This is a genomic window from Pirellulales bacterium (genome assembly GCA_036267355.1).
In the GTDB taxonomy this organism is placed as follows: domain Bacteria; phylum Planctomycetota; class Planctomycetia; order Pirellulales; family DATAWG01; genus DATAWG01.
Map to the genome: position 1 here is coordinate 14,601 of DATAWG010000093.1, position 23,042 is coordinate 37,642.

General features: G+C 60.6%; 20 protein-coding genes. 17 read left to right on the top strand and 3 right to left on the bottom strand.

Going from position 1 to position 23,042, the window contains the following annotated elements; genetic code table 11:
* The first annotated feature begins 177 nt into the window (after positions 1-177).
* The 11 genes from VHX65_14390 to VHX65_14440 all read left to right on the top strand — a co-directional run bounded on the left by VHX65_14390 (position 178) and on the right by VHX65_14440 (position 12,844).
* Positions 178-1,437, top strand: a complete 1,260-nt coding sequence (locus tag VHX65_14390; GenBank protein ID HEX3999736.1) for a hypothetical protein — start codon at positions 178-180, stop codon at positions 1,435-1,437.
* Between the two features lie 161 nt (positions 1,438-1,598).
* Positions 1,599-3,173, top strand: coding sequence for a bifunctional phosphoribosylaminoimidazolecarboxamide formyltransferase/IMP cyclohydrolase (purH, locus tag VHX65_14395; protein HEX3999737.1), 1,575 nt, complete (start codon positions 1,599-1,601; stop codon positions 3,171-3,173).
* 217 nt (positions 3,174-3,390) lie between these two features.
* A complete protein-coding gene (odhB, locus tag VHX65_14400) occupies positions 3,391-4,857 on the top strand; it encodes a 2-oxoglutarate dehydrogenase complex dihydrolipoyllysine-residue succinyltransferase (protein ID HEX3999738.1) in 1,467 nt (488 codons plus the stop codon).
* Between the two features lie 65 nt (positions 4,858-4,922).
* Positions 4,923-5,288: a hypothetical protein gene (locus tag VHX65_14405; protein ID HEX3999739.1), complete on the top strand. Its 366-nt coding sequence runs from the start codon at positions 4,923-4,925 to the stop codon at positions 5,286-5,288.
* 303 nt (positions 5,289-5,591) lie between these two features.
* Positions 5,592-6,950: an MFS transporter gene (locus tag VHX65_14410; protein ID HEX3999740.1), complete on the top strand. Its 1,359-nt coding sequence runs from the start codon at positions 5,592-5,594 to the stop codon at positions 6,948-6,950.
* Between the two features lie 97 nt (positions 6,951-7,047).
* A complete protein-coding gene (gene lpdA, locus VHX65_14415; protein ID HEX3999741.1) occupies positions 7,048-8,433 on the top strand; it encodes a dihydrolipoyl dehydrogenase in 1,386 nt (461 codons plus the stop codon).
* Positions 8,434-8,524: 91 nt separating this feature from the next.
* Positions 8,525-8,692 (top strand): zinc ribbon domain-containing protein, encoded by a 168-nt coding sequence (locus tag VHX65_14420; protein HEX3999742.1) that lies wholly within the window; start codon positions 8,525-8,527, stop codon positions 8,690-8,692.
* A gap of 186 nt (positions 8,693-8,878) precedes the next feature.
* Positions 8,879-10,861 (top strand): hypothetical protein, encoded by a 1,983-nt coding sequence (locus VHX65_14425; GenBank protein HEX3999743.1) that lies wholly within the window; start codon positions 8,879-8,881, stop codon positions 10,859-10,861.
* Positions 10,862-10,868: 7 nt separating this feature from the next.
* Complete coding sequence (locus VHX65_14430) at positions 10,869-11,189, top strand: hypothetical protein (protein ID HEX3999744.1); 321 nt, start codon at positions 10,869-10,871, stop codon at positions 11,187-11,189.
* A gap of 51 nt (positions 11,190-11,240) precedes the next feature.
* A complete protein-coding gene (locus VHX65_14435) occupies positions 11,241-12,563 on the top strand; it encodes a DUF4974 domain-containing protein (protein HEX3999745.1) in 1,323 nt (440 codons plus the stop codon).
* The gene (locus tag VHX65_14440) at positions 12,536-12,844 is read left to right on the top strand and encodes a hypothetical protein (protein HEX3999746.1); all 309 of its coding nucleotides are present in this window, start codon (positions 12,536-12,538) and stop codon (positions 12,842-12,844) included. The genes VHX65_14435 and VHX65_14440 overlap by 28 nt, the downstream gene beginning before the upstream one ends.
* 282 nt (positions 12,845-13,126) lie before the next feature.
* Here the strand turns inward: VHX65_14440 and VHX65_14445 are convergent, their stop codons facing one another.
* The gene (locus VHX65_14445; GenBank protein ID HEX3999747.1) at positions 13,127-14,524 is read right to left on the bottom strand and encodes an SEC-C metal-binding domain-containing protein; all 1,398 of its coding nucleotides are present in this window, start codon (positions 14,522-14,524) and stop codon (positions 13,127-13,129) included.
* Between the two features lie 77 nt (positions 14,525-14,601).
* Here VHX65_14445 and VHX65_14450 point away from each other — a divergent pair, with 77 nt between their 5' ends.
* On the top strand, positions 14,602-16,383 hold the full coding sequence (locus VHX65_14450) for a PQQ-binding-like beta-propeller repeat protein (GenBank protein ID HEX3999748.1): 1,782 nt from the start codon (positions 14,602-14,604) through the stop codon (positions 16,381-16,383).
* A gap of 883 nt (positions 16,384-17,266) precedes the next feature.
* Here the strand turns inward: VHX65_14450 and VHX65_14455 are convergent.
* Both VHX65_14455 and VHX65_14460 read right to left on the bottom strand, forming a co-directional pair.
* Positions 17,267-17,488, bottom strand: coding sequence for a hypothetical protein (locus VHX65_14455; protein ID HEX3999749.1), 222 nt, complete (start codon positions 17,486-17,488; stop codon positions 17,267-17,269).
* Complete coding sequence (locus VHX65_14460) at positions 17,485-17,778, bottom strand: type II toxin-antitoxin system HicA family toxin (GenBank protein ID HEX3999750.1); 294 nt, start codon at positions 17,776-17,778, stop codon at positions 17,485-17,487. Before VHX65_14460 ends, VHX65_14455 begins: the two co-directional genes overlap by 4 nt.
* A 536-nt stretch (positions 17,779-18,314) precedes the next feature.
* On the opposite strand from VHX65_14460, the gene VHX65_14465 reads away from it, so the two are divergent.
* The 5 genes from VHX65_14465 to VHX65_14485 all read left to right on the top strand — a co-directional run bounded on the left by VHX65_14465 (position 18,315) and on the right by VHX65_14485 (position 22,906).
* A complete protein-coding gene (locus tag VHX65_14465) occupies positions 18,315-18,509 on the top strand; it encodes a hypothetical protein (protein HEX3999751.1) in 195 nt (64 codons plus the stop codon).
* Entirely contained in the window at positions 18,506-18,988 is a 483-nt protein-coding gene (locus tag VHX65_14470; protein HEX3999752.1) for a DUF2924 domain-containing protein, read from the top strand. Before VHX65_14465 ends, VHX65_14470 begins: the two co-directional genes overlap by 4 nt.
* On the top strand, positions 18,985-20,547 hold the full coding sequence (locus tag VHX65_14475) for a recombinase family protein (protein ID HEX3999753.1): 1,563 nt from the start codon (positions 18,985-18,987) through the stop codon (positions 20,545-20,547). The genes VHX65_14470 and VHX65_14475 overlap by 4 nt, the downstream gene beginning before the upstream one ends.
* Positions 20,544-20,951 (top strand): hypothetical protein, encoded by a 408-nt coding sequence (locus VHX65_14480; GenBank protein HEX3999754.1) that lies wholly within the window; start codon positions 20,544-20,546, stop codon positions 20,949-20,951. The genes VHX65_14475 and VHX65_14480 overlap by 4 nt, the downstream gene beginning before the upstream one ends.
* Positions 20,952-21,070: 119 nt before the next feature.
* A complete protein-coding gene (locus VHX65_14485) occupies positions 21,071-22,906 on the top strand; it encodes an anti-phage dCTP deaminase (GenBank protein HEX3999755.1) in 1,836 nt (611 codons plus the stop codon).
* Positions 22,907-23,042: the final 136 nt, after the last annotated feature.

The window sequence follows — 23,042 nt, forward strand, 5'->3', positions numbered from 1 at the left end:
TACCCTTGCCTGTTGAGGGCCAGCCGTGATTTCCCTATACTACCGTCCTTTGATCCCACCCACAGCGTCTCGGTGCGTTGCGCACAAAACGGCGCAGACGGCACACGGAGTGTGCCTGCTACCTTGGTTGCGGCTCCGGTTCGGGCGCGTTTTTTTCAAAGGAGTGAGGTGTACGAAATGGCCGATCTGATTGCTCCACACGGCGGTTTGAGAGAACCGGTCGATTGCTCGGTTCCGGCTGGAAAAGTGGCGAGCGTGCAAGCCGAGGCCGCCGGATTGGTGAAGGTGCCGGTGTCCGACGCCGATCTTTCTACCGTCTATCGTTTCGGCGACGGCGTGCTCGGCCCGCTGGTCGGCCCGATGAATTCGGCCGTCTACAACCGTGTGTTGGACGAATCGGTCATCGAGCATGAGGGCAAGCTTTACGCTTGGACGATCCCGCTGTCGCTGCCGATTACGCAGCAATTGGCTGAGCAACTGAAGCCGGGCCAACGCGTGGCGCTCGTGAATTCGGCCGGCACGGTCGTCGCCACGCTCGACATCGGCGACATCTTTGCCTGGGACAAGCCAAAGTATCTCAAAAGCGTTTACCTTACCGAACGGACCGACCACCCCGGCGCCGACATGGTGCTGAAAGGCGATGCCGACAAAACGCATCTGCTCGGCGGCACGATCCATGTGTTGCCGCAGTTGCAGAATCCGCAACTGGGGAAATACATTCTCCCGCCCACCGAAGTGCGCAAACTTTTGGCCGCGAAGGGATGGAATCGCGTCGTGGCGTTTCAAACCCGCAACCCGCTCCATCGGGCCCACGAATACGCGCTCGTGTATGGCTTGGAAACACTGTTGCGCGCCGGCCACAACGCCGGGGCAGTGCTCAATCCGCTGATCGGCGAGACGAAGGGCGACGATGTGCCGGCCACGGTGCGCATGCAAACCTACGAAGCCCTGATTGCCGAACGCGGCCTGGGCGAAGGGGACAGCGACCCGAAGCTATGGGGGCCCCGCGGTGAATCCGTGTCAGACCGGGTGATCCTGCTCGGGCTGGATATCAAAATGTTCTACGGCGGGCCGAAAGAGGCGATCATGCACGCGATTTATCGTCAGAATTTCGGGTTCACGGATATCGTCATTGGCCGCAAGCATGCCGACGCCCCATATCACGACGGCAGCCCGATCTGGGGCGATTTCGATGCCCAAGAAATCTTCGGCAAGATGAAAGGCGATTTGAAGATTCAGCCGGTGAAGGTCGGCTTCGCGGCCTATTACGATTCGGCCGGCCGCGTCGATCTGATGGACAACCACAAGGATGAGAAACCGGTATTCATCTCCGGAAAAGACGTTCGCAAAACGCTGCTGGAAGGCAAACAGGTTGACCCGCGGATCATGCGCCCCAGCACGTCGCGGATCCTCGCGGCGGCGATGGCGGCGAAATAACGAACCGAAAGCGGCAGAACCGGTTGTCGCACCGTCGAGCCCCAGCTCGCGGCTCGCTTGCGGTTTCGCGCGTCGGCCGCTACCGGCGGCTAGCGCCTTGCCGCTAACAAGATTTTCACCGTAGCGAATGGCGTCAGGCTGGAAAGCCTGACCTACCTACCATGTCTCACATCGCCGTCAAACGTGCCTTGATCAGTGTCAGCGATAAGCTGGGGCTTGCTGCCTTTGCGCGCGGGCTCGCGGCGGCGGGTGTGCAGCTTTACAGCACCGGCGGCACGCGGCGGCATTTGCAGGAGGCGGGACTGACGGTCGAAGAAGTTAGCGCCTACACCGGTTCGCCGGAGATGATGGAAGGCCGGGTCAAAACGCTGCATCCAAAGATCCACGGCGGCATTCTCTTCCGCCGCGACAATCCCGAAGACGTGCGCCAGGCGGCCGAGCAAGGCATCGTCGGGTTCGATCTCGTGGTCGTAAATCTGTATCCGTTCGAAGCGACCGTGGCGCGGCCGAACGTGACCGATGCCGAAGCGATCGAGCAGATCGATATCGGCGGGCCGAGCCTGATCCGCGCGGCAGCCAAGAACCATCGCTTCGTCGCGGTGGCCACGTCGCCGGAGCAGTATGCCGAGATATTGGAGCAGATCACCGCGAACGGCGGCACGTCGCTCGATCTCCGCCGCCGGCTGGCCGGCGAAGCCTTTGCCCGCAGCGCACAATACGATCAGACGATCGCGCAGTATTTCGCGATGACGGGCGTGAAGGCCGAGAGCGAATTTCCTTTGGTCATTCCGCTCGTGCTGCGCCGCAAGATGTCGCTGCGATACGGCGAGAACCCACACCAGCGCGGGGCACTTTACGCCGGGTCCGGCGCGGGCGCGGCAAACCTCGTTTCGGCCCACCAACTGCACGGCAAGGAATTGTCGTACAACAACCTCTTGGACCTCGATTGCGCGCTAGCCATCGCCCGCCAGTTCGACGAACCGACCGCCATCGTGATCAAGCACAATAATCCGTGCGGAGCCGCGACCGATTCGGTCCTCGCGATCGCCATGCGCCGCGGGCTGGATGGCGACTCCCTAAGCGCCTTTGGATCCGTGATCGGTTTGAATCGCACCGTCGATGCCGCGACGGCCGAAGTGCTCACCGAGCCGGAACGGTTCGTCGAAGCGATCGTCGCGCCCGATTTCGATCCGGCAGCATTCGAAATCCTCACCACGCGTCCGAAGTGGAAGGCCAGCGTCCGGCTGCTTGAAGTCGGACCGATTTCGGCGGTTCCGCCGACATGGGAATATCGCCAAATTGCCGGCGGATTTCTGGTGCAAGACGGCGACACGGCCGCCGACACGGAAAGTGAATGGAAGGTGGTCACCGAAGCGAAGCCGAGCGATGAGCAATTCGCGGAATTGCGGTTTGCCTGGAAAATTTCGCGGCATGTGAAATCGAACGCGATAGTGTTGGCGCACGGGCGGACATTGGTCGGCGTCGGCGCTGGGCAGATGAGCCGGGTCGATTCGGTCGAGATCGCAGTGCGGAAGGCCGGGGCGCGGGCGGTCGGAGCGGTGTTGGCCTCGGATGCGTTTTTTCCGTTTGCGGATTCGATCCCAGTCGCGGCGACGGCCGGCGTGACGGCGGTAATTCAGCCGGGCGGCTCGCGGCGCGACGACGAAGTGATCGCCGCCTGCAACCGCTTCGGCCTGCCGATGATCTTCACCGGCCGCCGCCATTTCAAGCACTAGCGGCACCGCGAATCCCCTTCGCGCCAAAAGCCCAGGGAAGGCCCACAACGCTCGCTCCATTGCGAAGGCGTATGACAGGCCTTCCCTGGGCTTGCCGACCACTGTCCTGGATTCCTTCATCCGCCCTTCCGGCGCAGCCTGTTATTTAAGACAATGGTCGCTCGTCGAATTCGAGCAACCGGATTGCGAATTTTCATACCCAGGGGTCTTGCGAGCCATGGCTGAGGAATTAGAGCTAAAAGTGCCTTCGGTGGGCGAATCGATCACGGAAGTGCAGATCGGCAAATGGCACAAGAATGTCGGTCAGCAGGTCGAGAAAGACGAGAACGTCGTCGAACTCGAAAGCGACAAAGCCACGGTCGATCTCCCGGCCCCAGCGGCCGGCACGATCTCGAAAATACTCAAGCAGAGCGGGCAGACCGCCACGGTGGGCGAGGTGATCGGCTATGTGTCGGCTGGCGCGACGGCGGCGGCGTCGAACGGCGGAGCGTCTTCGCATCCTGCATCGCCGGCCCAAGCATTGCCGAATCAATCGTCCGTGGCGGTTGTGACGCCCTCCGCATCCGATTCGCACCCGCCGGCCTCAACCCCTCAGCCGGCGCCCGCTGCTTCCGGAATGACAGTTAGCGTGGAAAAACGCAAGGGCCAAACCGCGATCGGCTCGGTGCAGGGACCCGTGTCGGCGCCAAGCCCCGCCACGGTTCAACCAGGAAGCGGAAGCCGGGCGTTCGTCATGCCGGCCGCCGAACGAGCCTTGGCACAGCACAGCCTGACGGCCGATTCCGTTCGCCCCGGCGGTCCGGGTGGCCGGCTGCTGAAAGAAGACGTGTTGCGACACGTCGAGCCCCCGGCCGCGGCGATTATTCCGCCACTAGCTACCGCGCCCACGGCCCCGACGAAATCAGCCGCGACGGCCGTCGCCGCGGAAAAAGTCGATCGCGGCTTGGCAGCTTCATCCCCCTTGGCCGCCGCTTCCTCGTTTGCCCGCGAGGAAGAGTTCGTCGTGATGAGCCCGATCCGTCGGCGGATTGCTCAGCGGCTAGTGGAAGCCCAGCAGCAAGCGGCGCTGCTGACGACGTTCAACGAGATCGACATGAGCGAGGTGATGTCGCTGCGGCAAAAGCACAAGGACGCCTATCAGCAGCGCTACGGCGTGAAGCTCGGTTTCATGTCGTTTTTCGTCAAGGCGGCGGTTGATGCACTGAAACTATTCCCGCAAGTGAATGCCGAGGTCCGCGATCCGCATGTTGTCTATCGCAATTACTACGACATCGGCATCGCCGTCGGCGGCGGCAAAGGGCTCGTGGTGCCGATCCTGCGGAATGCCGAGTTCATGAGCTTTGCGGAAATCGAAGTGGCGATCGGCGATTTTGCCCGCCGTGCGGCCGACAACAAGCTCAAGCTCGATGAACTGCAAGGCGGCACGTTCACGATCTCCAACGGCGGCGTTTACGGTTCGCTTATGTCAACGCCGATCGTCAACCCGCCGCAGAGCGGCATTCTCGGCCTGCATGCCATTCAAGACCGCCCGGTCGCCCGCGCCGGCCAGGTAGTGATCCGCCCGATGATGTACATCGCCCTGACCTACGACCATCGCATCGTCGATGGCCGCGAAGCCGTTTCCTTCCTCAAGCGCATCAAGGACACGATCGAAGACCCCTCGCGGATATTGCTGGAAGTGTAGGTTGGCGATCTGCGAAGGGCATTTTATGGAAAGCAATCCGCAGGTGATTATCGTCGGCGGCCCAAATGGGTCTGGCAAATCGACGATTGCGCGAAATGTCGTTCCGGATTCAACGGTTGTGCGCCGGTGGTTGGACGTTTCGCCTTATTTTCCTCACGTTGCGGAACGCCGATATGGCCGTGGAGCGAGTGAAGTACCGCGTGGCGGGGGGCGGTCATTCGATCCCGGAAGCGGACATTCGCCGTCGATTTTCCAGGGCCCATCATAACTTTCACCAGCTTTACATGCCGCTGGCGCACCCCTGGATCGTTTATGACAACTCGGCTGGAGGCGGTGCGACTGCAATTGGCTTTGGTAAACTTGGTTTGCCGCCAACTATAATAGAGAACGAGCCATGGACCCGATTTTGCGAAGCTGGCGATGAAAAATGAAAACCAAAACGGCAATGCATGCCCCGAGCCCGATATTGAAGCAATCAATTTGGCGGCCCGATCGGCAGTCGCGCGAGCGTTATCGATGAAAAAATCGACTCGGCATGTCGGCGGTCGTGTGGAAGGACGGGCAGATCACCGTCATCCCGCCCGAGGAGATTGTCGTCGATGAAGAGCTGCTAAAACAGAACGGGCGGCAGGCGTACATCGTCGATTGATTCGGCGTGTCCGGTGCTCAGATGGCCGCCCGCTGTTAGTTGCCGCACAGAGCCGATTTCACAGGGTTCGCGATGGATTTGCGAAATGAATGATTCCCCGGCCGCTAGTGCCCCTGCCACTCGCGGCTTCTCGGCGTCTATCGTCCGGGCGCTTCGGCATCGCAATTTTCGGCTCTTCTTCGGCGGGCAGGGTCTTTCGCTCTTCGGCACCTGGATGACCACCGTCGCCACGCGCTGGCTCGTCTATGAAAAAATGCCGGGGCAGGATTGGATCCTCGGCTTCGTCACCTTTGCCGGCCAGATTCCGATCCTGTTGGCGCCGCTGGCGGGGGCGTATGTCGAAGGTTCGAGCCGGCATCGGGCGCTGATCCTCACGCAGTCGCTGTCGATGATCCAATCCTTTTCGCTCGCCTTTCTGGCTTTGACGGGGATCGTCGAAGTGTGGCAAGTGCTGGTGTTGGCGGCGTTTCAAGGATTCGTCAACGCGCTCGACGTGCCGGCCCGGCAGGCCTTCTTGATCGAGATGGTCGACGACCGAAGCGACCTGAGCAACGCCATCGCGCTGAATTCCTCGATGTTCAACGGCGCCCGGCTGTTGGGGCCCGCCGTGGCCGGGCTGATTTTGGCTCAATTCACCGGTCGCGTCGGGCTCGGGGCCGGCATTTGCTTCATGGTCGACGGCATCAGCTACTTGGCCGTCATCGTGGCGCTATTGCGCATGAATGTGAAAGCCCAAGCGCCGCGCACCAGCGAGCGGCAGATTTGGCGAGACCTCCGCGAGGGTTTTCATTATTCGTTCCGATCGCGGCCGATTCGGGCGATTTTGTTTCTGCTGGGGTTGGTCAGTATTTTCGGAGCGCCGTTCACGGTGTTGATGCCGGCATTTGCCAAGAATATTTTGCTCGGCAATGCGAGCACCTATGGCTTGTTGTTGGCGATTTCGGGCGGCGGAGCGCTGTTGGGAGCCCTGTATCTAGCCTCGCGGAGCACCGTGCTCGGCTTGGGACGCGTGATCGCTGTTTGCTGCGCATTGTTTTCGCTATCGATCATCGGATTCGCGTTTTCCAGCGTATTGTGGCTCTCCATGCTGGTCACCTTCACGGCCAGTTTCGGCATGATGGTGCAAATGGCCGCCAGCAATACAATCCTGCAAACCGTGGTCGAAGACGAGATGCGGGCCCGGGTGATGAGCTTTTATGCCTTGACTGTGCTGGGAATGATTCCGATAGGAAGCCTATTGTGCTCGGGGTTGGTGATCGTGATCGGAGCCCCGTATACTGTGGCCTTGGGCGGCGCGGTGTCGCTCGCGGGAGCCGTGTATTTCACGCTGAAGTTGCGCGAGTTGCGGGCCGCGGCACGGCCGATGTTGGAACGAGCCGGCGTCTTGCCGCCGCTCGCCGCCGGCATCCAAGCCGCCACTACCCAAACCGGCGACGCCGCGTAACCGCGACAGGGTGAGCGATTAGGGGCCAGGGCTTAATAGCGAAGATCGTGCCCCAAGATACCTAGCCCCTCACCCTAACCCCTCACCCTAGAAACTCATGAATCAACACGATCTGATCGTCATCGGCAGCGGGCCGGGAGGCTACACGGCCGCCATCCGCGCCGCGCAGCTCGGAATGAATGTGGCCTGCGTCGAGCGAGAATCGCGTCTCGGCGGTACCTGCCTTCGCGTCGGCTGCATTCCCAGCAAGGCGCTGCTCGAATCCACGCACCGCCTTTATGAGGCGCAACATTCGTTGGCCGAGCATGGCGTTCGCGCCGCCGGTGTCGAATTCGACCTCTCGGTCATGCTCCGTCGCAAGGAACAAATCGTCGCCGCGCTGACCAAGGGCATCGACGGCTTGTTCAAAACAAATAAAGTGACGCGTTATTCGGGCCAAGCCCGCTTTGCCGGGGCCGGGCGGCTATTGATCGAATCGGCCGAGGGAACGAACGAAGTATCCGCGCCGCATATTCTCATCGCCACCGGCAGCAAATCGGCCTCGCTGCCCGGGATCAAGCTCGACGGCAATCGGATCGGCACCAGTACCGAAGCCCTTTCCTTCGAAGAGGTGCCGCATCATCTGGTCGTCGTCGGCGCGGGCTACATCGGAATGGAACTCGGCTCGGTTTGGAAACGCCTCGGAGCGAAGGTCACTGTGTTGGAATTTCTCGACCGCATTCTTCCCGGCACCGATAGCGAACTAGCCCGCGACGCTCACGAACTGTTCAAAAAACAAGGCATCGAATTTCGCCTCGGCTCGCGCGTTTCGGCGGCGCGAGCGGAAGGGCCGAGCTGCGTCGTGGAATGCGTCGGCGCCGAGCCGATCCGCTGCGATCGGGTGCTCGTTGCCGTCGGCCGATTGCCGAACACCGAAGGCCTCGGGCTCGACGCCATCGGTGTTGCGACCGACGCGAAAGGGCATATCCCCGTCGATGGCCATTTTCTCACCTCCGCGCCGGGCGTGTTTGCCATCGGCGATTGCATTGCCGGGCCGATGCTGGCCCATAAGGCCGAGGAAGAAGGCGTCGCGTGCGTCGAACGAATTGCCACCGGATACGGCCATGTCAATTACGACGTGATTCCATCCGTCATTTTCACGTATCCGGAAATCGGCGCCGTCGGCAAGACGGAAGATCAACTGATCGCCGAAAGGATCGAATATCGCAAAGGCGTATTCCCCTTCCGGGCAAACAGCCGGGCCCGCACGCTCGCGGAAACCGACGGCAAAGTGAAAATCCTCGCCGACGCGAAAACCGACCGCGTGCTAGGTGTCCACATCCTCGGCCCGCAGGCCGGCGATCTGATTGCCGAAGCGGCGACCGCGATGAGCTTCGGCGCCAGTTCGGAAGACATCGCTCGCACCTGCCACGCGCACCCCACGTTGCCCGAGGCGATCAAGGAAGCGGCGCTGGCGGTCGACGGCCGGGCGATCAATTACTAGGGTGAGGGGGCGAGGCAACGGTGAGGGTGAGGGGTTCCAGAAGAAGATCAACGCGTAAATTGGATAGAACTTTTGCGGGGGAGTGGTTTCGATGGCTGATACCAAGTGCAAAAAGTGTGGGGCCGAGATTCCGGCCGAGGCAGAGTTTTGCCCGCATTGCGGCCGCGAGCCCGGTGGCATCCGGCTGCGGCATATCCTGTTTGCCATCGGAGCCGCGATCCTGCTGGCTCTGCTGATCTACGGAGTTTTTAGGCGTTGAGCGTTTTCGCACGCCCTCAAATTCGCGGAATGCCATCATAGATTGCTGCACACAATTCGTCCTCCCGCTTGCATTCGATTCGCCGCGGGAATAGGTTGACCGAAAGTCGGGGATTCCGGACCAATCCGCGACTCTCATCCGCAGTCACGTTCGTTGGGCGTTTCTTTCGCCGAAAGGAGAAGAGCCATGTCTCGCATTGGCGTTTGCGCGCGCGGGCTCGCGGTCGCCGCCTGCGCCGCTTGCCTCATCGCGGTCACCCGGGCCGCCGCCCCTCTGCCGGCAAAATCAGTTGGGGCGAAACCAGACGCCGTGGCACCAAACGCCGTGGAAGCCGCGAAGCCAAAACCGGTCGAGCCGCAATCCGCGAAGCCGCAGCCGAAAACGACGAATCCGCGCCCGCCGGTGCTGATCCGACCGCTTTCCGCTCCGCCGGTGCCGCCCGACGCGACTGCCGTCGATCGGGCCCTCGCTGGGCCGGCCGATCTCGACTTTCGAGACACTCCGAATGGCCCGCGCGACGATGAAAAGGTGCGGCAAGTGATCGCGCTAGTGCGGCAATTCATCCAACCGCAAAGCTGGCTCGACGGCAGCGGAACAATCGGCGCTGGCCCCGATTCGATCGTGATCCGCCAAACGCCCGAAGTGCAGGAGCGGATCGAAACGTTCATAGAACATTTCGGCGGCTCGTCCGCTTCTTTGCGGCCGAAGGCGTCGGCAATCGGCATGTCGTCGGGCCTTTTCACTGTCCCGGCAAACCCCGCATCCGGCCGCCCAATCGCCGGCAGCGAAATAACCGATCGCAGCCTCGAATCGAAATGGAGACGAGCGATATTTCGTGCCCCGATGTGCCGAACTCTGGCGGTTGCAGCGCTCGGCGGCGTGTTCGCATTGTGCGCCGTTAGCCGCTGCGACCGACCCGCAGGCAAGGGCAGCGCAGCACCGGCCGACAACGTGCCGGATGAGATGCCACTCCCAAATGGCCCGAATTCGGGGGAGCCCGATCCAACGGCGGGGCTCGATCGTGCATTGGCCGCGCCGGCACAGTTTCATTTCGTCAATACACCGCTAAGAGATGTGGCGGCTTTCGTTGCCGAGCGATACAAGATCAATGTCGCTCTCGACGCGAAGGCGCTACACGACGCCGAGATCGCTCCCGAGACGCCGATTACAGAAACGATCGATCATGTTTCGCTTCGCGCCGCGCTGTCGCTGGCATTGGGGGATAAGGAAATGGCTTACGCCGAGCTAAGGGACGGCGTGCTCCTGATCACGACCGCCGACGTGGCCAAGCAAGCGACGATTTTGCGCGTGTATGACTGCTCGGGTTTTTTTCCGGGGAGCGCCGGCGATAGTTGGACGGATGCAACGTCGGCGGCGAACGAACTCAGAGATCTGATTCCAATGACGTTCGAAAGCCAGACCTGGGCCTCCAATGGCGGTTCTGGATCAATAACGTTTGTCGGCCGAACGCTGATCGTTTCGCAAACCGGCGACGGTCAATTGCAGGTTGCGCGCTTGCTTGCCGGCTTGCGCGAGGTGCGTGGGCTCGATGCGGCAACGCTTCGCGAAGGGAAAGGGCCGGCCGTTGTGTATCCCCTGCAAACTGCCGTCGAAAAACACATCGAACAAATTCTAGCGTCTCGGCAGGATTTCGATTTCAGCGGAGTTTCGCTGGAAGAGATTGCCAAACAACTTGCGAAGAAGCTTGGTGTTGCGGTGCAGAATAGACACGCGGGCGCTCGCCGATGCCGGCGTCACCGGCGGCACGACTTTCTCGGTCCGTTTGCGCCAAATCGCCGCCGCGGATGGTTTGAATCACTTGCTCTCATCGAAAGACTTGGGCTTCATCGTCGATCGCGACGCGGTGGTGATTACCACCGCCGACGCGGCAAGATCGAAAGCAGTGCTAGCCATTTATCCGGTGGCCGACTTGGCGGAAACCGACGATCCCGACTCGCTGGATTTCGACAGCCTAATCGAAGCGATTACCTGCACGGTTGCGCCAACGAGTTGGGGCTCGGAGGGGGGCGCCGGCTCACTCGGCGTATTTTCTCCTTGCGCCGCTTTGGTGTTCAACCAGACCGAGGAGGTCCATCGGCAGGTGCAACAGCTGCTTGCGAAGTTGCGGGCGGCCAAACGGAACCGTCTGCCCGCCGCATCCGAGAATAAAGGCGCAATGTACCTGCAGGTGTATGCCCTGCCGCTGATCAATTCCACGACCGTGCCCGACGCGCGCGGCGGCCAGCAGATCATCGACACGGTCCGTGCTCTGATCGAGTCCAAAAGCTGGTCCGGCGGCGACGCGTATATCGGGCTGATGCCCGGCGCGATCGCGGTGCGGCAGACGGACGATGTGCATCGCCAGATCCAAAAGCTACTCGCCGCGCTGATAGACGCGACGCGAGCCGGCGGATTCGGCAATGCATCCGTGGCATTGAAGCCGAGGGGCGCCACGCGCGGCGGAACTTTCGGCGGCTCCGCCACAAAGCCCAAATAGCCGTTAGGATGTCTCGGTCGAGCGTTGTCTTTCTCGATGAGGACCAGAGCCATGATTCGTGCGATTGCGTCTGCCGGCGTTGCGATCTCGGTGGTGGTCGCGGTTTTTCTTACGCGATCCGAAAGCCGCGGTGATGGTCCGTCAACGAAACCTTCGACTGCGAATTCAGGCGAAAAATCGCCCACACCACAGACAGCGGTCGAGCGGGCGCTGGCCGAGCCGACTGAATTCAATTTCGTCGACACTCCGCTCGCCGATATCGCCAAGTCTCTTTCGGATCGCTACAAGATCAACGTGCTGCTCGATGCAAAGGCACTGGCCGATGCCGGAATCGCTCCTGAAACGAAGTTCAGCGAGCAAATGAAAGGAGTGTCGCTCGCTTCCGCATTGCGGCATCTGCTGGAACCAAAAGATCTTGCCGCGCTCGAAACCGACGACAACGTGCTCTCGATCACCACAGCGGACGTGGCCAATATTCACACCTCGACCCGGCTCTACGACGTGAGCGATTTGGCCGATCCGCCGGTCGAATTCGTGGCCGGCCCAAAATCGTGGTCGCAGCTTTCGCAGCTTGTAACCTCCTTTGTCGCTCCATTAAGCTGGGATTCCAACGGCGGGCCGGGTTCGCTCGGCTTCTTCGACGGCAGAATGCTCGTTTCGCAAACCGATGAGATTCACGAGGAAATCGCCGATTGTCTGGCTCAACTGCGGCTCGCCCGCAAGGTCAATTCCGCCGCAACTGCCGGCGGCACGGTCCCAATGGTTCTCCCGTCGGACCCCGGCGATGCGCGAATCGAGGCATTGCTTGATTCCCGGCAAGATTTTGAATTCGATAATGTCCGGCTTGGCGATGTCGCTAAAGCGCTCGAAGCGAAGCTCGGCATTCCGGTCCGGCTTGATACAAAGGCGCTCACAGACGCCGGCGTGTCGGACGATGCACCAATGTCGCTGAATATGAAGCACGTTCGCGTTCGAGTCGGATTGCGGGAATTGCTCTCTCCGAAAGATCTGGATTTTCTCATCGACGGCGAACTGCTCCTGATCACCACCGGCGATCTCGAGAAGGCAAAAACGGTGACGCGGCTCTATCCGGTCAAAGATCTTATCGGAGATGGCGATCCCCGCACAGTAAGCGCGGCCTACGCTTCGCTGACCGCCGCAATCACCGCGACCGTGGCCCCACAATCGTGGGACGCCAACGGCGGAGCCGGCTCGATCGTGTCGTTCCCACTTTGCGACGTTCTAGTCGTCAGCGAGACCCAGCAAATTCACCAAGAAGTGAAAAATGTTCTGGAATTGCTTCGCGCCGCGCGGAAGAAAATCCACCAATCACGCCTGACAGCCGCGTGCCGGAAGTGCGAATCTATTGCCTGACGAATTTGGTCGATTCGGGCTCGGGCGCAGATCAACGAGTCGCAGGCGAGCAGATCATCGGCATAATTCGCAAGCTGATCCAGCCGAAAAGTTGGGGCGATCCCGATGCATACATCGCACTCGCCGCGGGATCGATCGTCGTGCGGCAAACGCCCGCAGTGCACGGGCATATTCAAAACTTGATTGATGCCCTTGCCGCAAAGCCGAAGCCGAAAGCCCAGAATCCGGTCGTGCCGACTGCAACGCAATCAACCGGCGTCAGCACTGGCGGCGCTTTCTGACGACGCTAAAGACGAATTTCCCGATATTCGCTAGGATACTTCCGTCATCGGGCGCGTGCATGGGGCAGGAAGTTCCCGCGCTTCTCGTTGAAGGTGATCGATAACGTCTTGGACGACTTCCCCGAGCTCCTCATAAACTTTGACGGGATCGTCACCGTGAATTCCGGTGATTAAATCGGGGCACTTGCCGATGTAGACTTGGTCTTCGTCGCTCCACTCCACCCATCGATGATATCGGTCGATCGGTCTCATCGCTCTACCTGCTCGGTTGCACGCTGCACTTCAATCGTGCTGCGATGAGGGTCCGCAGCATTTTTTGAACTTCTTTCCGCTGCCACAGGGACACGGCGCATTGCGACCAACGCGCTCGTTCTTGGCAACCGGCCCCGGCGACGCTTGCGGCGAAGATAATGACCGATTATACGCCGCGATGAACTGGGTCATTGAGGCTTTCGACGTCATGTCGTAGCCGGCGTTCTTGCCCAACATGAAGATCGACTTGGCCATGCCGAAATTCGACGGATCCGACAAATCCGATTCCAATTGGGCGATGCGCCCATCCGTTTCAAGCCACTCGACTACTTCTTTCGCGGCAGGCAGCTTGTAGACGCGATCCAAATATTTCCAAAACATGGAAAGTTCGCCGACGATCGACGCCGCGGATTCCGCATCGGTCGAAACCTTGCGCGGCACGTAGTCGAGAACAAATTCCGCGACGCTGTCTGGCGTCATCTCATCGATGGTCTCGCCGAGATAGTTGAGGCCGAACTCGAGCAACGCTTGGAACCATTGCAGGTCGCCATATTGCTCGATGACCTGCTGGGCCTCCGTAGACCTGGAAAACGTTTCAAATGCGCGCTCGATATATGCGTCGGCGGCTTTGTCCTCAAGGCCGTCGGGCGAGAAGATTTGCCGATCGGAGAAAATGCCGTAGTCAATCTGACGGCGAAGCTGTTCGACCGATTTGTGGGGATGCTCTGGCATTGCCAGCCCCAGCCCCTCAACCCCCAACTGCAGCCGGACCGCTTCCCAGTCGCCAATCGTCCCGCCGTCGAGAAGGTTTGCCGCGAATGCCCGCTCGATCGGCTCTGCCGCCTCGATGGCGTGCAACTCGACCAGTTCGGCCATCAGCGTCGTGTTGAAATCGATATCATCGTGGACCGGATTGGCTAACATTTCCGTCAAGCAAGCGACGATGCGATTCCGCGTGTCGGGATGACAATCGGCCACGCAGCGCAGCCCCCCGCGCCGCAGTCGACCGAATGAATTCCGGATGGCCGTCGTTCTTAGCGACGTGGATCGCGGCTCGATGGCGGATTCGCCGATTTTGCCGAAAACATGCGGCAAGTCCTCAGACGCCCAGTCGTCGCTTTCGTCGTCGAGCGCACACAGCAAGTCGATGAGCGGTTCGACCGCCGCGTCGGCCTTCAAGTCGGCCATTGTTCTCCAGGCCGTGACGGGAAGCAATTCGGCATCCTGGTCGGTAAGTGCCGAAGCCGCTTCATCCGGCCAGCGCGGATCGACCCACTTTCGAACAATGTCGATCAGACCAGGCACGTCTTCCGCGAAGGCGCGGCACGCCGTCACGTAATAGCCGTCTTGGCCTTCCCAGTCATCAAGATCGCGAGGGTTCTTCGCCTCGCACAGTCGCCGAACAATCGATGCTTCTTGGTCGGTCATGAGATTCACCCCCATGCTGGCGATGCCCGATCCCGACATTGACGGAAGCCGCAGCATGTCTTAAATATGGCCTTCCTATGAGCACTCAACCGGCTAACGCACAAACCGACTTCGCCACTGCCACGAATGCTGCCGCGCGACCGATCCGGCCGATGCGGCTTTGGCCCGCGATCGGGCTGATTGCGGCATATTGGGTTTCGTGGGTGGGATTCTCGTTCGCCGATTTGACGATCTCCGCTCACTTTTTCACCAGCGTGATCGGGCCCGGCGTGTTGTTGCTGCTGTTCCTGATCTGGTGGGGCACCAACCGCGGGGTTCGCTGGACCGATCGCCTGTTGGGGATTGCGGCGGTCGTCGGCGGTTGCGTGTTGGCGGTGCGGGGGATGCACCCGTCGGTCGGTTTCTACGGAGCATTGATCATGGCGCTGCCGATCGGCCTGGCGATTTGGGTAGTCTGGCTAATGGCTGGTGGCAGGCGGTCTCGCTTCGTCCGATGTTGGGGCGCAATTCTGTCTCTGTTGCCGATCTGGATTCTGTTTGGACTCACCCGCAGCTTCGGGATCGACGGCAACCTCCATGCCGACATGCATTGGCGCTGGACGCCGTCGCCGGAAGAACTTCTGATCGCCGAAAGAACTCGCGCAGGCGACAAGACCGGCGTGCTGCCAATCGCCGACGCGGCGCCGCTGACGCTCGAACCGGGCGATTGGCCCGGGCTGCGCGGCAAGAATCGCGATGGCATCGTTCGCGACTTGCGGATCGCGACCGATTGGAGCAAGTTGCCGCCAAAGCAAATCTGGCGACACCCGATCGGTCCGGCATGGTCGTCGTTCGCCGTTGTGGGTTCGCGGCTGTTCACGCAAGAACAGCGCGATGAAGCGGAGGCCGTGGTTTGCCTCGACGCGGCGACGGGCCATGAAATCTGGGTCCACACCGACCACGCCCGGCATTGGGACGGACAAGGTGGCGCCGGCCCGCGCGGCACGCCGAGCTTCGCCGACGACCGCATTTACTCGCTCGGCGCAACCGGCGCTCTGAACTGTCTCGACGCTGCCAGCGGCAAATCGAAATGGATGCGCAACATCGCCGACGAGGCACAAGCGGCTGTCCCGATGTGGGGCTTTTCCGGCTCGCCGCTCGTGGTCGGCCAAATCGTGATCGTCTACGCCGGCGGCGAAAAGGGACTACTCGCCTATCGGGCCGCGACAGGCGAACCAGCGTGGAGCGCCGCGACCGGACACGATGGCTACAGCTCGCCGCAATTGATCAAGATCGGCGGCGAAACCCAGGTGCTGGCGTTCGACGACGCCGGAATCACGGCTGTCGATTCGGCCACGGGGGCTGTCCGCTGGCAACAAAAAGCGGCCGCGCCGCACATGTGGCGGACCGTGCAACCCCACTTGATCGGCGACAGACAAATCGTGTTCGGCTCCGAGGATCTCGGCCTGGTGTCGCTCGATCTGAAACAGGAGCAATCGGCTTGGGCCATCTCGAAGCGTTGGTCGACCAACAACCTTAAGCCCGCGTACAACGACTTTGTCGTGTCCGACGGCTCGATTTTCGGCTTCGACGGCGCCCTGTTCTGCTGCATCGACGCCGAAACCGGCCAACGCCGCTGGAAGGCGGGCCGCTATGGCCACGGCCAGGTGTTGCTATTGGCCGATCAAAAGCTGCTGTTGGTGATGACGGAGTCCGGCGAAGTCGTGCTGCTGTCCGCCAATCGGGAAAAACTCGAAGAGCTTGGCCGCTTCCAGGCGCTCCAGCAGAAGAGCTGGAACAATCCAGCCATCGCCCATGGCCATCTTTACGTGCGGAACGACCAGGAAATGGCCTGCTACGAATTGCCGCGGGCGCCCTGAGCAACCCGACATTCAGAGTTTAGTCGGCTCGGTCGTTGCATTGCGAGAAACCTTTGTCGAATCGTCCGATGGAACAGGGGCACTGACGGTCCGAAAAGGCTGCCGCCGGCCGACCCAAATTGCGAACTACAGACCGCCAATATCAGTGAAAAGCGCGTCTGGCAGGCGCGCGAATTAGGAACGAAGTGCGGCCACGGTCGGGCTTCACATAATTTTCATTCGCTCAGGGCGCTTTCGATTTAGAAGGCATCATACATCCACTCGCGGTTGTACTCGGGATTGCCGATAAGGCGTTGGCCGATGGGATCGACGACCCAATCGAGGGTCTCAAGCGGAATTTGGCCGACAGAACGGGACAACTGGCAGCCAACTCGCCGACTTCAACGACGCAATCCCGCCCTTGGATCGTCAGCCGCACGGCGTTGTAGACTCCCATTTCGGCCACACCGAGCGCCGAGCGAATTTTGCGTGTTCGGCGCCGCTTAAGGCCCAATTGTTCGATGAGCGGCGGAGGAAGCGACAGCATTGTCGCTCCTGTATCAATAAGCGCGTCGGGCACTTCAATCAATCGACCCTGATCGGCCCCCAACGCGCCGCGCTCAATCTGATTTAGGTCAGAGTAGTTTTCGAGCCTGGCCGCGACAGCGACTCTGCCCATGCTTGTGGCACTCATTTGAAGCAGCTTTCGGCATCCAGTAAAAACCCCGCAAGCCAGCATCGCGCTGACTGCGGGGTTATGTGGAGTGGTGCGGATCTCTCTTCGAGCGCGTGTCGCTACACTCAGAATTGTCCGCGTTTCATTACCCGCCCGCCTCGCCGCCATAACCCGTTCGGACCAAGCGACACGCTGGCCAATCCTCCCCGGCGAATTTCCAGGCGTTCGCTAGGATACTTCCATCATCGGCCGCGTGCGTGCGGGGGGGAGTTCCCGACCTTCCTGCTGAAAGCAATCGATGACCTCTTGAACGACTTCCCCGAGCTCCTCATAAACTTTGACCGGATCGTCACCGTGAATTCCGGTGATCAAATCGGGGCACTTGCCGACGTAGACTTGGTCCTCGTCGCTCCACTCCACCCATCGATGATATCGGTCGATTGGTCTCATCGCTCTAATTGCTCGATGGCACGCGTTACTTGTTTCTCTTGATATTTTTTTGCATCGTCGCCGTCCCGACCGCTGAGCGTTACCGCCCCCTCGTACGTCGCGTGCATGAACTTTCGGTGCGACCCTTTGCCACCGCCGGGGACGATCGCAAAACCCGCATCTTGCAAATCCTTAACCAACGCACGGATTTTTCTGGGCACGTGTGCAATCCCATTATAACGTCGGCCGACCAGTGGATCGCAAACGCTGCGCGAAGCCAATTCCAGAACGGCTTCAATCGGCTTCTTCAAACCGAAAAGGGTTGCTCTCGCAAAGCGGGGGCAACCCTTTTCAAAAAATGGTGCGGGCCGCACTCCCTTCGAGCGCGTCTCGCCGCCGCCCGCATTATCCGCTCTCCATTACCCGTCTGTCTCGCCGGCATAACCCGATGTTCTTCGGCGGCCGGCGGCGAATCTGCAGCCACATCTTAATCCTACCACCGTCCGCGGCGCATGGCCAGTCCGACGCAACGGGCACCGTCGCCAATCAACGGCATACATAACCTAGGGAGGACGCCAAGGCGTCCAACGTCGCACACCCTGGGGTTACAAACGCATGCCGCGCGACTCGCTCGCCCCGACCGATCCGACGCCGGAACAGCGGCGTCTCCAAGTTGCCGCCATCCTCGCCCAAGGGGTGATTCGTCACCGCCATTGCGTTCGTCAGGCCACTGGCGGCCAATCTTCCGCACCTCGCGAAATGGGCCTTGAGGTTGTCTCGGAAACGAGGCTCTCTGTGTTCGTGGGTTTCGATACCGAGACCCCGAACCCCAAATGCGAGGTGAACGATGGACGAACCGCGTGAACGGTCTGTGGCGGTGTTGCTCGCCCGCGGGCTGATTCGGTTTCGGCGCTGTGCCGGGCGATCAGGCCAAACCGCGATGCGAGCCGATGACGAATCCCCCAAGGCCACGGTGCAGCCAGGTGCCCAACCAGCGCCCGCCAAGCCGGTGCCGACCAACCTGCAAGGAGAACAGCCATGAAGCCAGAAGTTGCCGCTGAAGTGGCGCGGCTCGACAAAATGTCGGTCCACGACCTTTCGGGCCGATTCAAAGAAGTGTTCGGCGAAGAGTGCCGCAGCCGGCATAAGCGGTACTTGGTCCGTCGAATTGCGTGGCGACTGCAAGCGATGTCCGAGGGCGATCTGACCGATCGTGCCCGACGACGCGCCGACGAATTGGCCAACGACGCCGAGATTCGCGTGACGCCTCCCCGCATCGCCAAGCTGGCGGACGATTGCGTCGCGGCGATCAAGATGCCGGCCGCGAAGGACTCCCGGCTCCCGCCGCCCGGCAATTGGATCGAGCGCGAGTACAAGGGCCAAGTGCTTCGCGTGCTGGTGTTGGCCGACGGCTTCGAGTTCGACGGCCATCGGTTTCGGTCACTCTCAGCCGTCGCCAAGCGGGTCACCGGCTCGCACGTGAACGGCTTCCTGTTCTTCCATTTGTGGAGGAAAACATGAGTCGTGAAAAGACACCATCGACGCCGGCAATCCGCTGCGCGATCTACACCCGTAAGTCGAGCGAAGAAGGCCTGGACCTCGAATTCAATTCGCTCGACGCCCAGCGCGAATCGGCCGAGGCGTTCATCGCCAGCCAACAACGCGAGGGCTGGGTTTGCCTGCCCGAGCATTACGACGACGGCGGTTTTTCCGGCGGCAGCATGGACCGGCCCGCGCTCAACCGTCTCCTGGGCGACATCGCCGCAGGGAAAGTCGATTGCGTGGTCGTCTACAAGGTCGATCGGCTCGGCCGGTCGCTCTTGGACTTCGCGCGGATTATGGAGACGTTCGATAAGAACAGCGCCTCGTTCGTCTCGGTCACGCAGCAGTTCAACACGACCCATTCGATGGGCCGCTTGACGCTCAATGTTCTCCTTTCGTTCGCTCAGTTCGAGCGGGAGATCATCGGCGAACGCATCCGCGACAAGATCGCCGCACAGCGCCGGAAGGGGAAATGGGCCGGCGGCGTTCCCGTGTTGGGCTACGACATCGACCGCACCAATCCCAGTCCCAAGCTCGTCATAAACGCCGAAGAGGCCACGCAGGTGCGGCGCATCTTCAGCCTCTACTTGGAACTCGGCTCGCTCCTACCGGTCGCCGAAGAACTGGCCCGTCGCGGTTGGCGGAACAAAGCCTGGACGACCAAGAAGGGCGGCGCTCGCGGCGGACGGGCGTTCGACAAATGCTCTGTCTACGCGCTTTTGACCAACCCGATCTACATCGGCAAGATCAAGCACAAGGCGGACATCTACGATGGCGAACACCCTCCGATCATCGACGCGGCCGTGTTCCAGAAGGTTCAACTGACGCTCCAGCAGCACGGCCGCGGGCGCGGCAACTGTCTGATCAACAAATACGGCGCTTTGCTGAAGGGCCTGCTTAATTGCCAAGCGTGCGGCCAAGCGATGGTCCACACCTTCACGGGTCGCGGATCGAAGCGATACCGCTACTACACGTGCATCAAGGCGATCAAGAGCGGTTGGGCCACGTGCCCGACCAAGTCGCTGCCCGCCGCCGAGATCGAGGCGACGGTCGTCGATCAGATTCGCTGTATCGCGCGCGACGCCGAGCTCCGCGACGAAGTGTTGCGGCAGGCGTGTTCGGCCACGGACACCGACGTTGGCGAACTGGCAACCCAACGCCAGCAACTCGAACGCCAGTTGGCTCGCGACCACGCGGAAATTCGTCGCATGACGCTGCTGCCCGAGCCGAGCAGCGCCACGACAGCCCGAATTGCCGATCTCCACGAGCGCGTCGCTCGCGCGGAACAACAATTGGCCCAAGTGCGAAACCGGCTCGACGAAGTGGAGCGCCAACGGATTAACGAGGCCGACGTTTCGGCGGCGTTCGCCGACTTTGACAACGTCTGGAACGCTCTAAGTTCGCGCGAGCAGGCCCAGGTGCTCCGGCTTCTGGTCGCCCGCGTTGAATTCGACCCCGCTGAGAGCACGGTCGCCATCTCGTTTCATCCTTCCGCCATCAAGTCGCTGGCCGAAGCCAACTTGGAGGACGTCGCATGATCACCGTCAAACGCAAAGTTCAATTAGGCCGCTCCGCGCACGGCCAGCGCCGCATCACCGCTGCCACGGCCGACGATGCCCCGGTCGAGCAAGGCCGCGTTCCCCGCATCTCCCGCTTGATGGCGTTGGCCATCCGGCTCGAACGCCTCCTCCGCACGGGCGAAATCTCCGACGTCATGGAACTCGCCCGGCTCGGCCACGTCACCCAGCCTCGCGTCTCCCAAATCTTGAACCTCACGCTCCTGGCCCCCGACATCCAGGAGGCATTGCTCTTCCTGCCCCGCGTCACCGGCGGCAAAGCCCCGATCCACGAAAAGCTTTTGCGGCCGATAGCGGCGGAAACCGACTGGGCCAAGCAACGGAAAAGTTGGGAAAATCTGCCCGGGGCGGGCGGCCAAAATTAATTCCGCCAAATAGTAGTCAGCCGTGACGCAAACGCTTATAAAGTATGCACTTGGTGCAGCGCGGCCTCCGACTGACGTGCCCCACAATGTCAATGCGATTCACCGGGAAGTTTGCTGAATTGGAACAGAAGCTCTCCTGCCTTGGTGGGAAGGGTTCGTGGTCAGACTTGAACGAGAATCAAAAGCAGTTTCGTCACCAGAATGGCGGCATTCTCAACTGGTACGCGTCGACAGGAACGATCAACTTCCAAGGGCCCAGCCCGGGACGGCCGGAGTTGGAGGCGGCAGTCAAAGGGGCGATGAACGTCGAAGCCCTCGTGGACGGCGAGACAGCGTCTGCCCCTGCGCCCGCCGACGGCCTCGTCGACCTCAGACAGGTGCCGGCCGAAACACTGGATATTGATTCATTCCTTCCGGCGGGCGGTACTCGAAGCGCAACCGCTGTTGCGGGCGCGCAGGGCTATCTCGGACAAAAGTATTCCGACTCCGAGCTAGTTATCGGCTTGGTCGGGGCGGTTGGAACCGAGCTAAAGCTTGCCATCGACTTCTTGTTGGAGCGGTTGAGGGTTTTCAAGTACGAGGTTGTTGAAGTCCGCGTCTCAACTGACATTATCCCGCAAGTCGTCGATGCTCCCGCCGAGGCATACGCGAGTGAATACGCTCGAATTCGAGGGCTGATGGATTTGGGCAACGAGGCACGCCGAACAACAGGAGACAACTCAGTCTTGGCGCTCGGTGTTGCAGCGAAGATCTCTGCGGATCGTCCAACTGAAAACGGCTCGCCGAAGCCGTTCGCAAGACGCGCTTACGTCGTGAATTCGCTCAAGCATCCGGAAGAAATCGCGAGGCTGCGTGAAATCTATCCCGAGGCATTTTACGTGATTGGCGTCCACGCAGACGCCAAGCGTCGTCACGACTACCTGACGGAAACCAAGCGCCTGAGCGATCAAGAGGCTGTCGAACTTATGCGTCGCGACGAGGACGAGCATTTGCCCTATGGACAGCGAACCAGCGACGCGTTTCATTTGTCGGACTTCTTCGTCCGCATTGATGAAAACCACGACAAGCTGCGGAATAGTGTATTTCGGATTCTCGACGTCTTGTTCGGTGGCCCATACATTACTCCGACATTCGACGAGTACGCGATGTTCATGGCGTTTGCTGCGGCGCTCAAATCTGCCGACCTTTCCCGGCAGGTTGGCGCGGTGATCGCGCGTGAGCGCCAAATCCTATCAACCGGCGCAAACGATTGCCCGAAATACGGCGGCGGCGGATATTGGGCGGAATATGATCACGATCACCATGACATCCGCGATGCCCCAGACGGTCGCGACTACATGCGCGGCGAAGACTCAAACCGGGTCGAACAACAACGAATCATTGAGGACATTCTGACTCGGGCCGGCGATGCGGTTTCGGATCGCGAACGGCTTCGCAGCGCCCTTGAAGCGAGTCGACTTGCGGACATCACCGAATATGGCCGAATGGTTCACGCTGAGATGGAAGCATTGCTAGCGCTAGCACGGGGCAACGTCAGCTCAGTCGGCGCAGCCCTGTATGGCACGACATTTCCTTGTCACAACTGTGCGAAGCACATTGTCGCTGCCGGAATCAAACGAGTCGTGTACATTGAGCCCTACCCGAAGAGCAAAGCGGCAGAATTTCATAGCGACTCGATCAGCCTTGGGTTTTCCGACGATGAAAAGACAGTTCATTTTGAGCCCTTCGTGGGAGTCGGTCCCCGACGCTTTTTCGACCTGTTTTCGATGAGGTTGGGTTCCGGTTATCCTCTTAAGCGGAAGGACAACGATGGCCAGGTCGTGCAATGGACGCCAGAAGGGGCGAGGCTCAGGATTCAAATGCTTCCGGCCTCATACGTCGAACTCGAACTGGTCGCGAGTTCGCTTTTCAATGCTGTTCGGAAGAAAAAGGAGACGAACCATGACGGAAAATAACGAGCGGACCGAGACTGTCAGCGAACAACAGCAGTTCGTACAGCATCTCGAACAGGCCAGTGAAATCGTCCGATCATGGCCACTTTGGAAGCAAGCGATTCTCGGCGGCGTACAAAACACACGAGCCACGGAGATC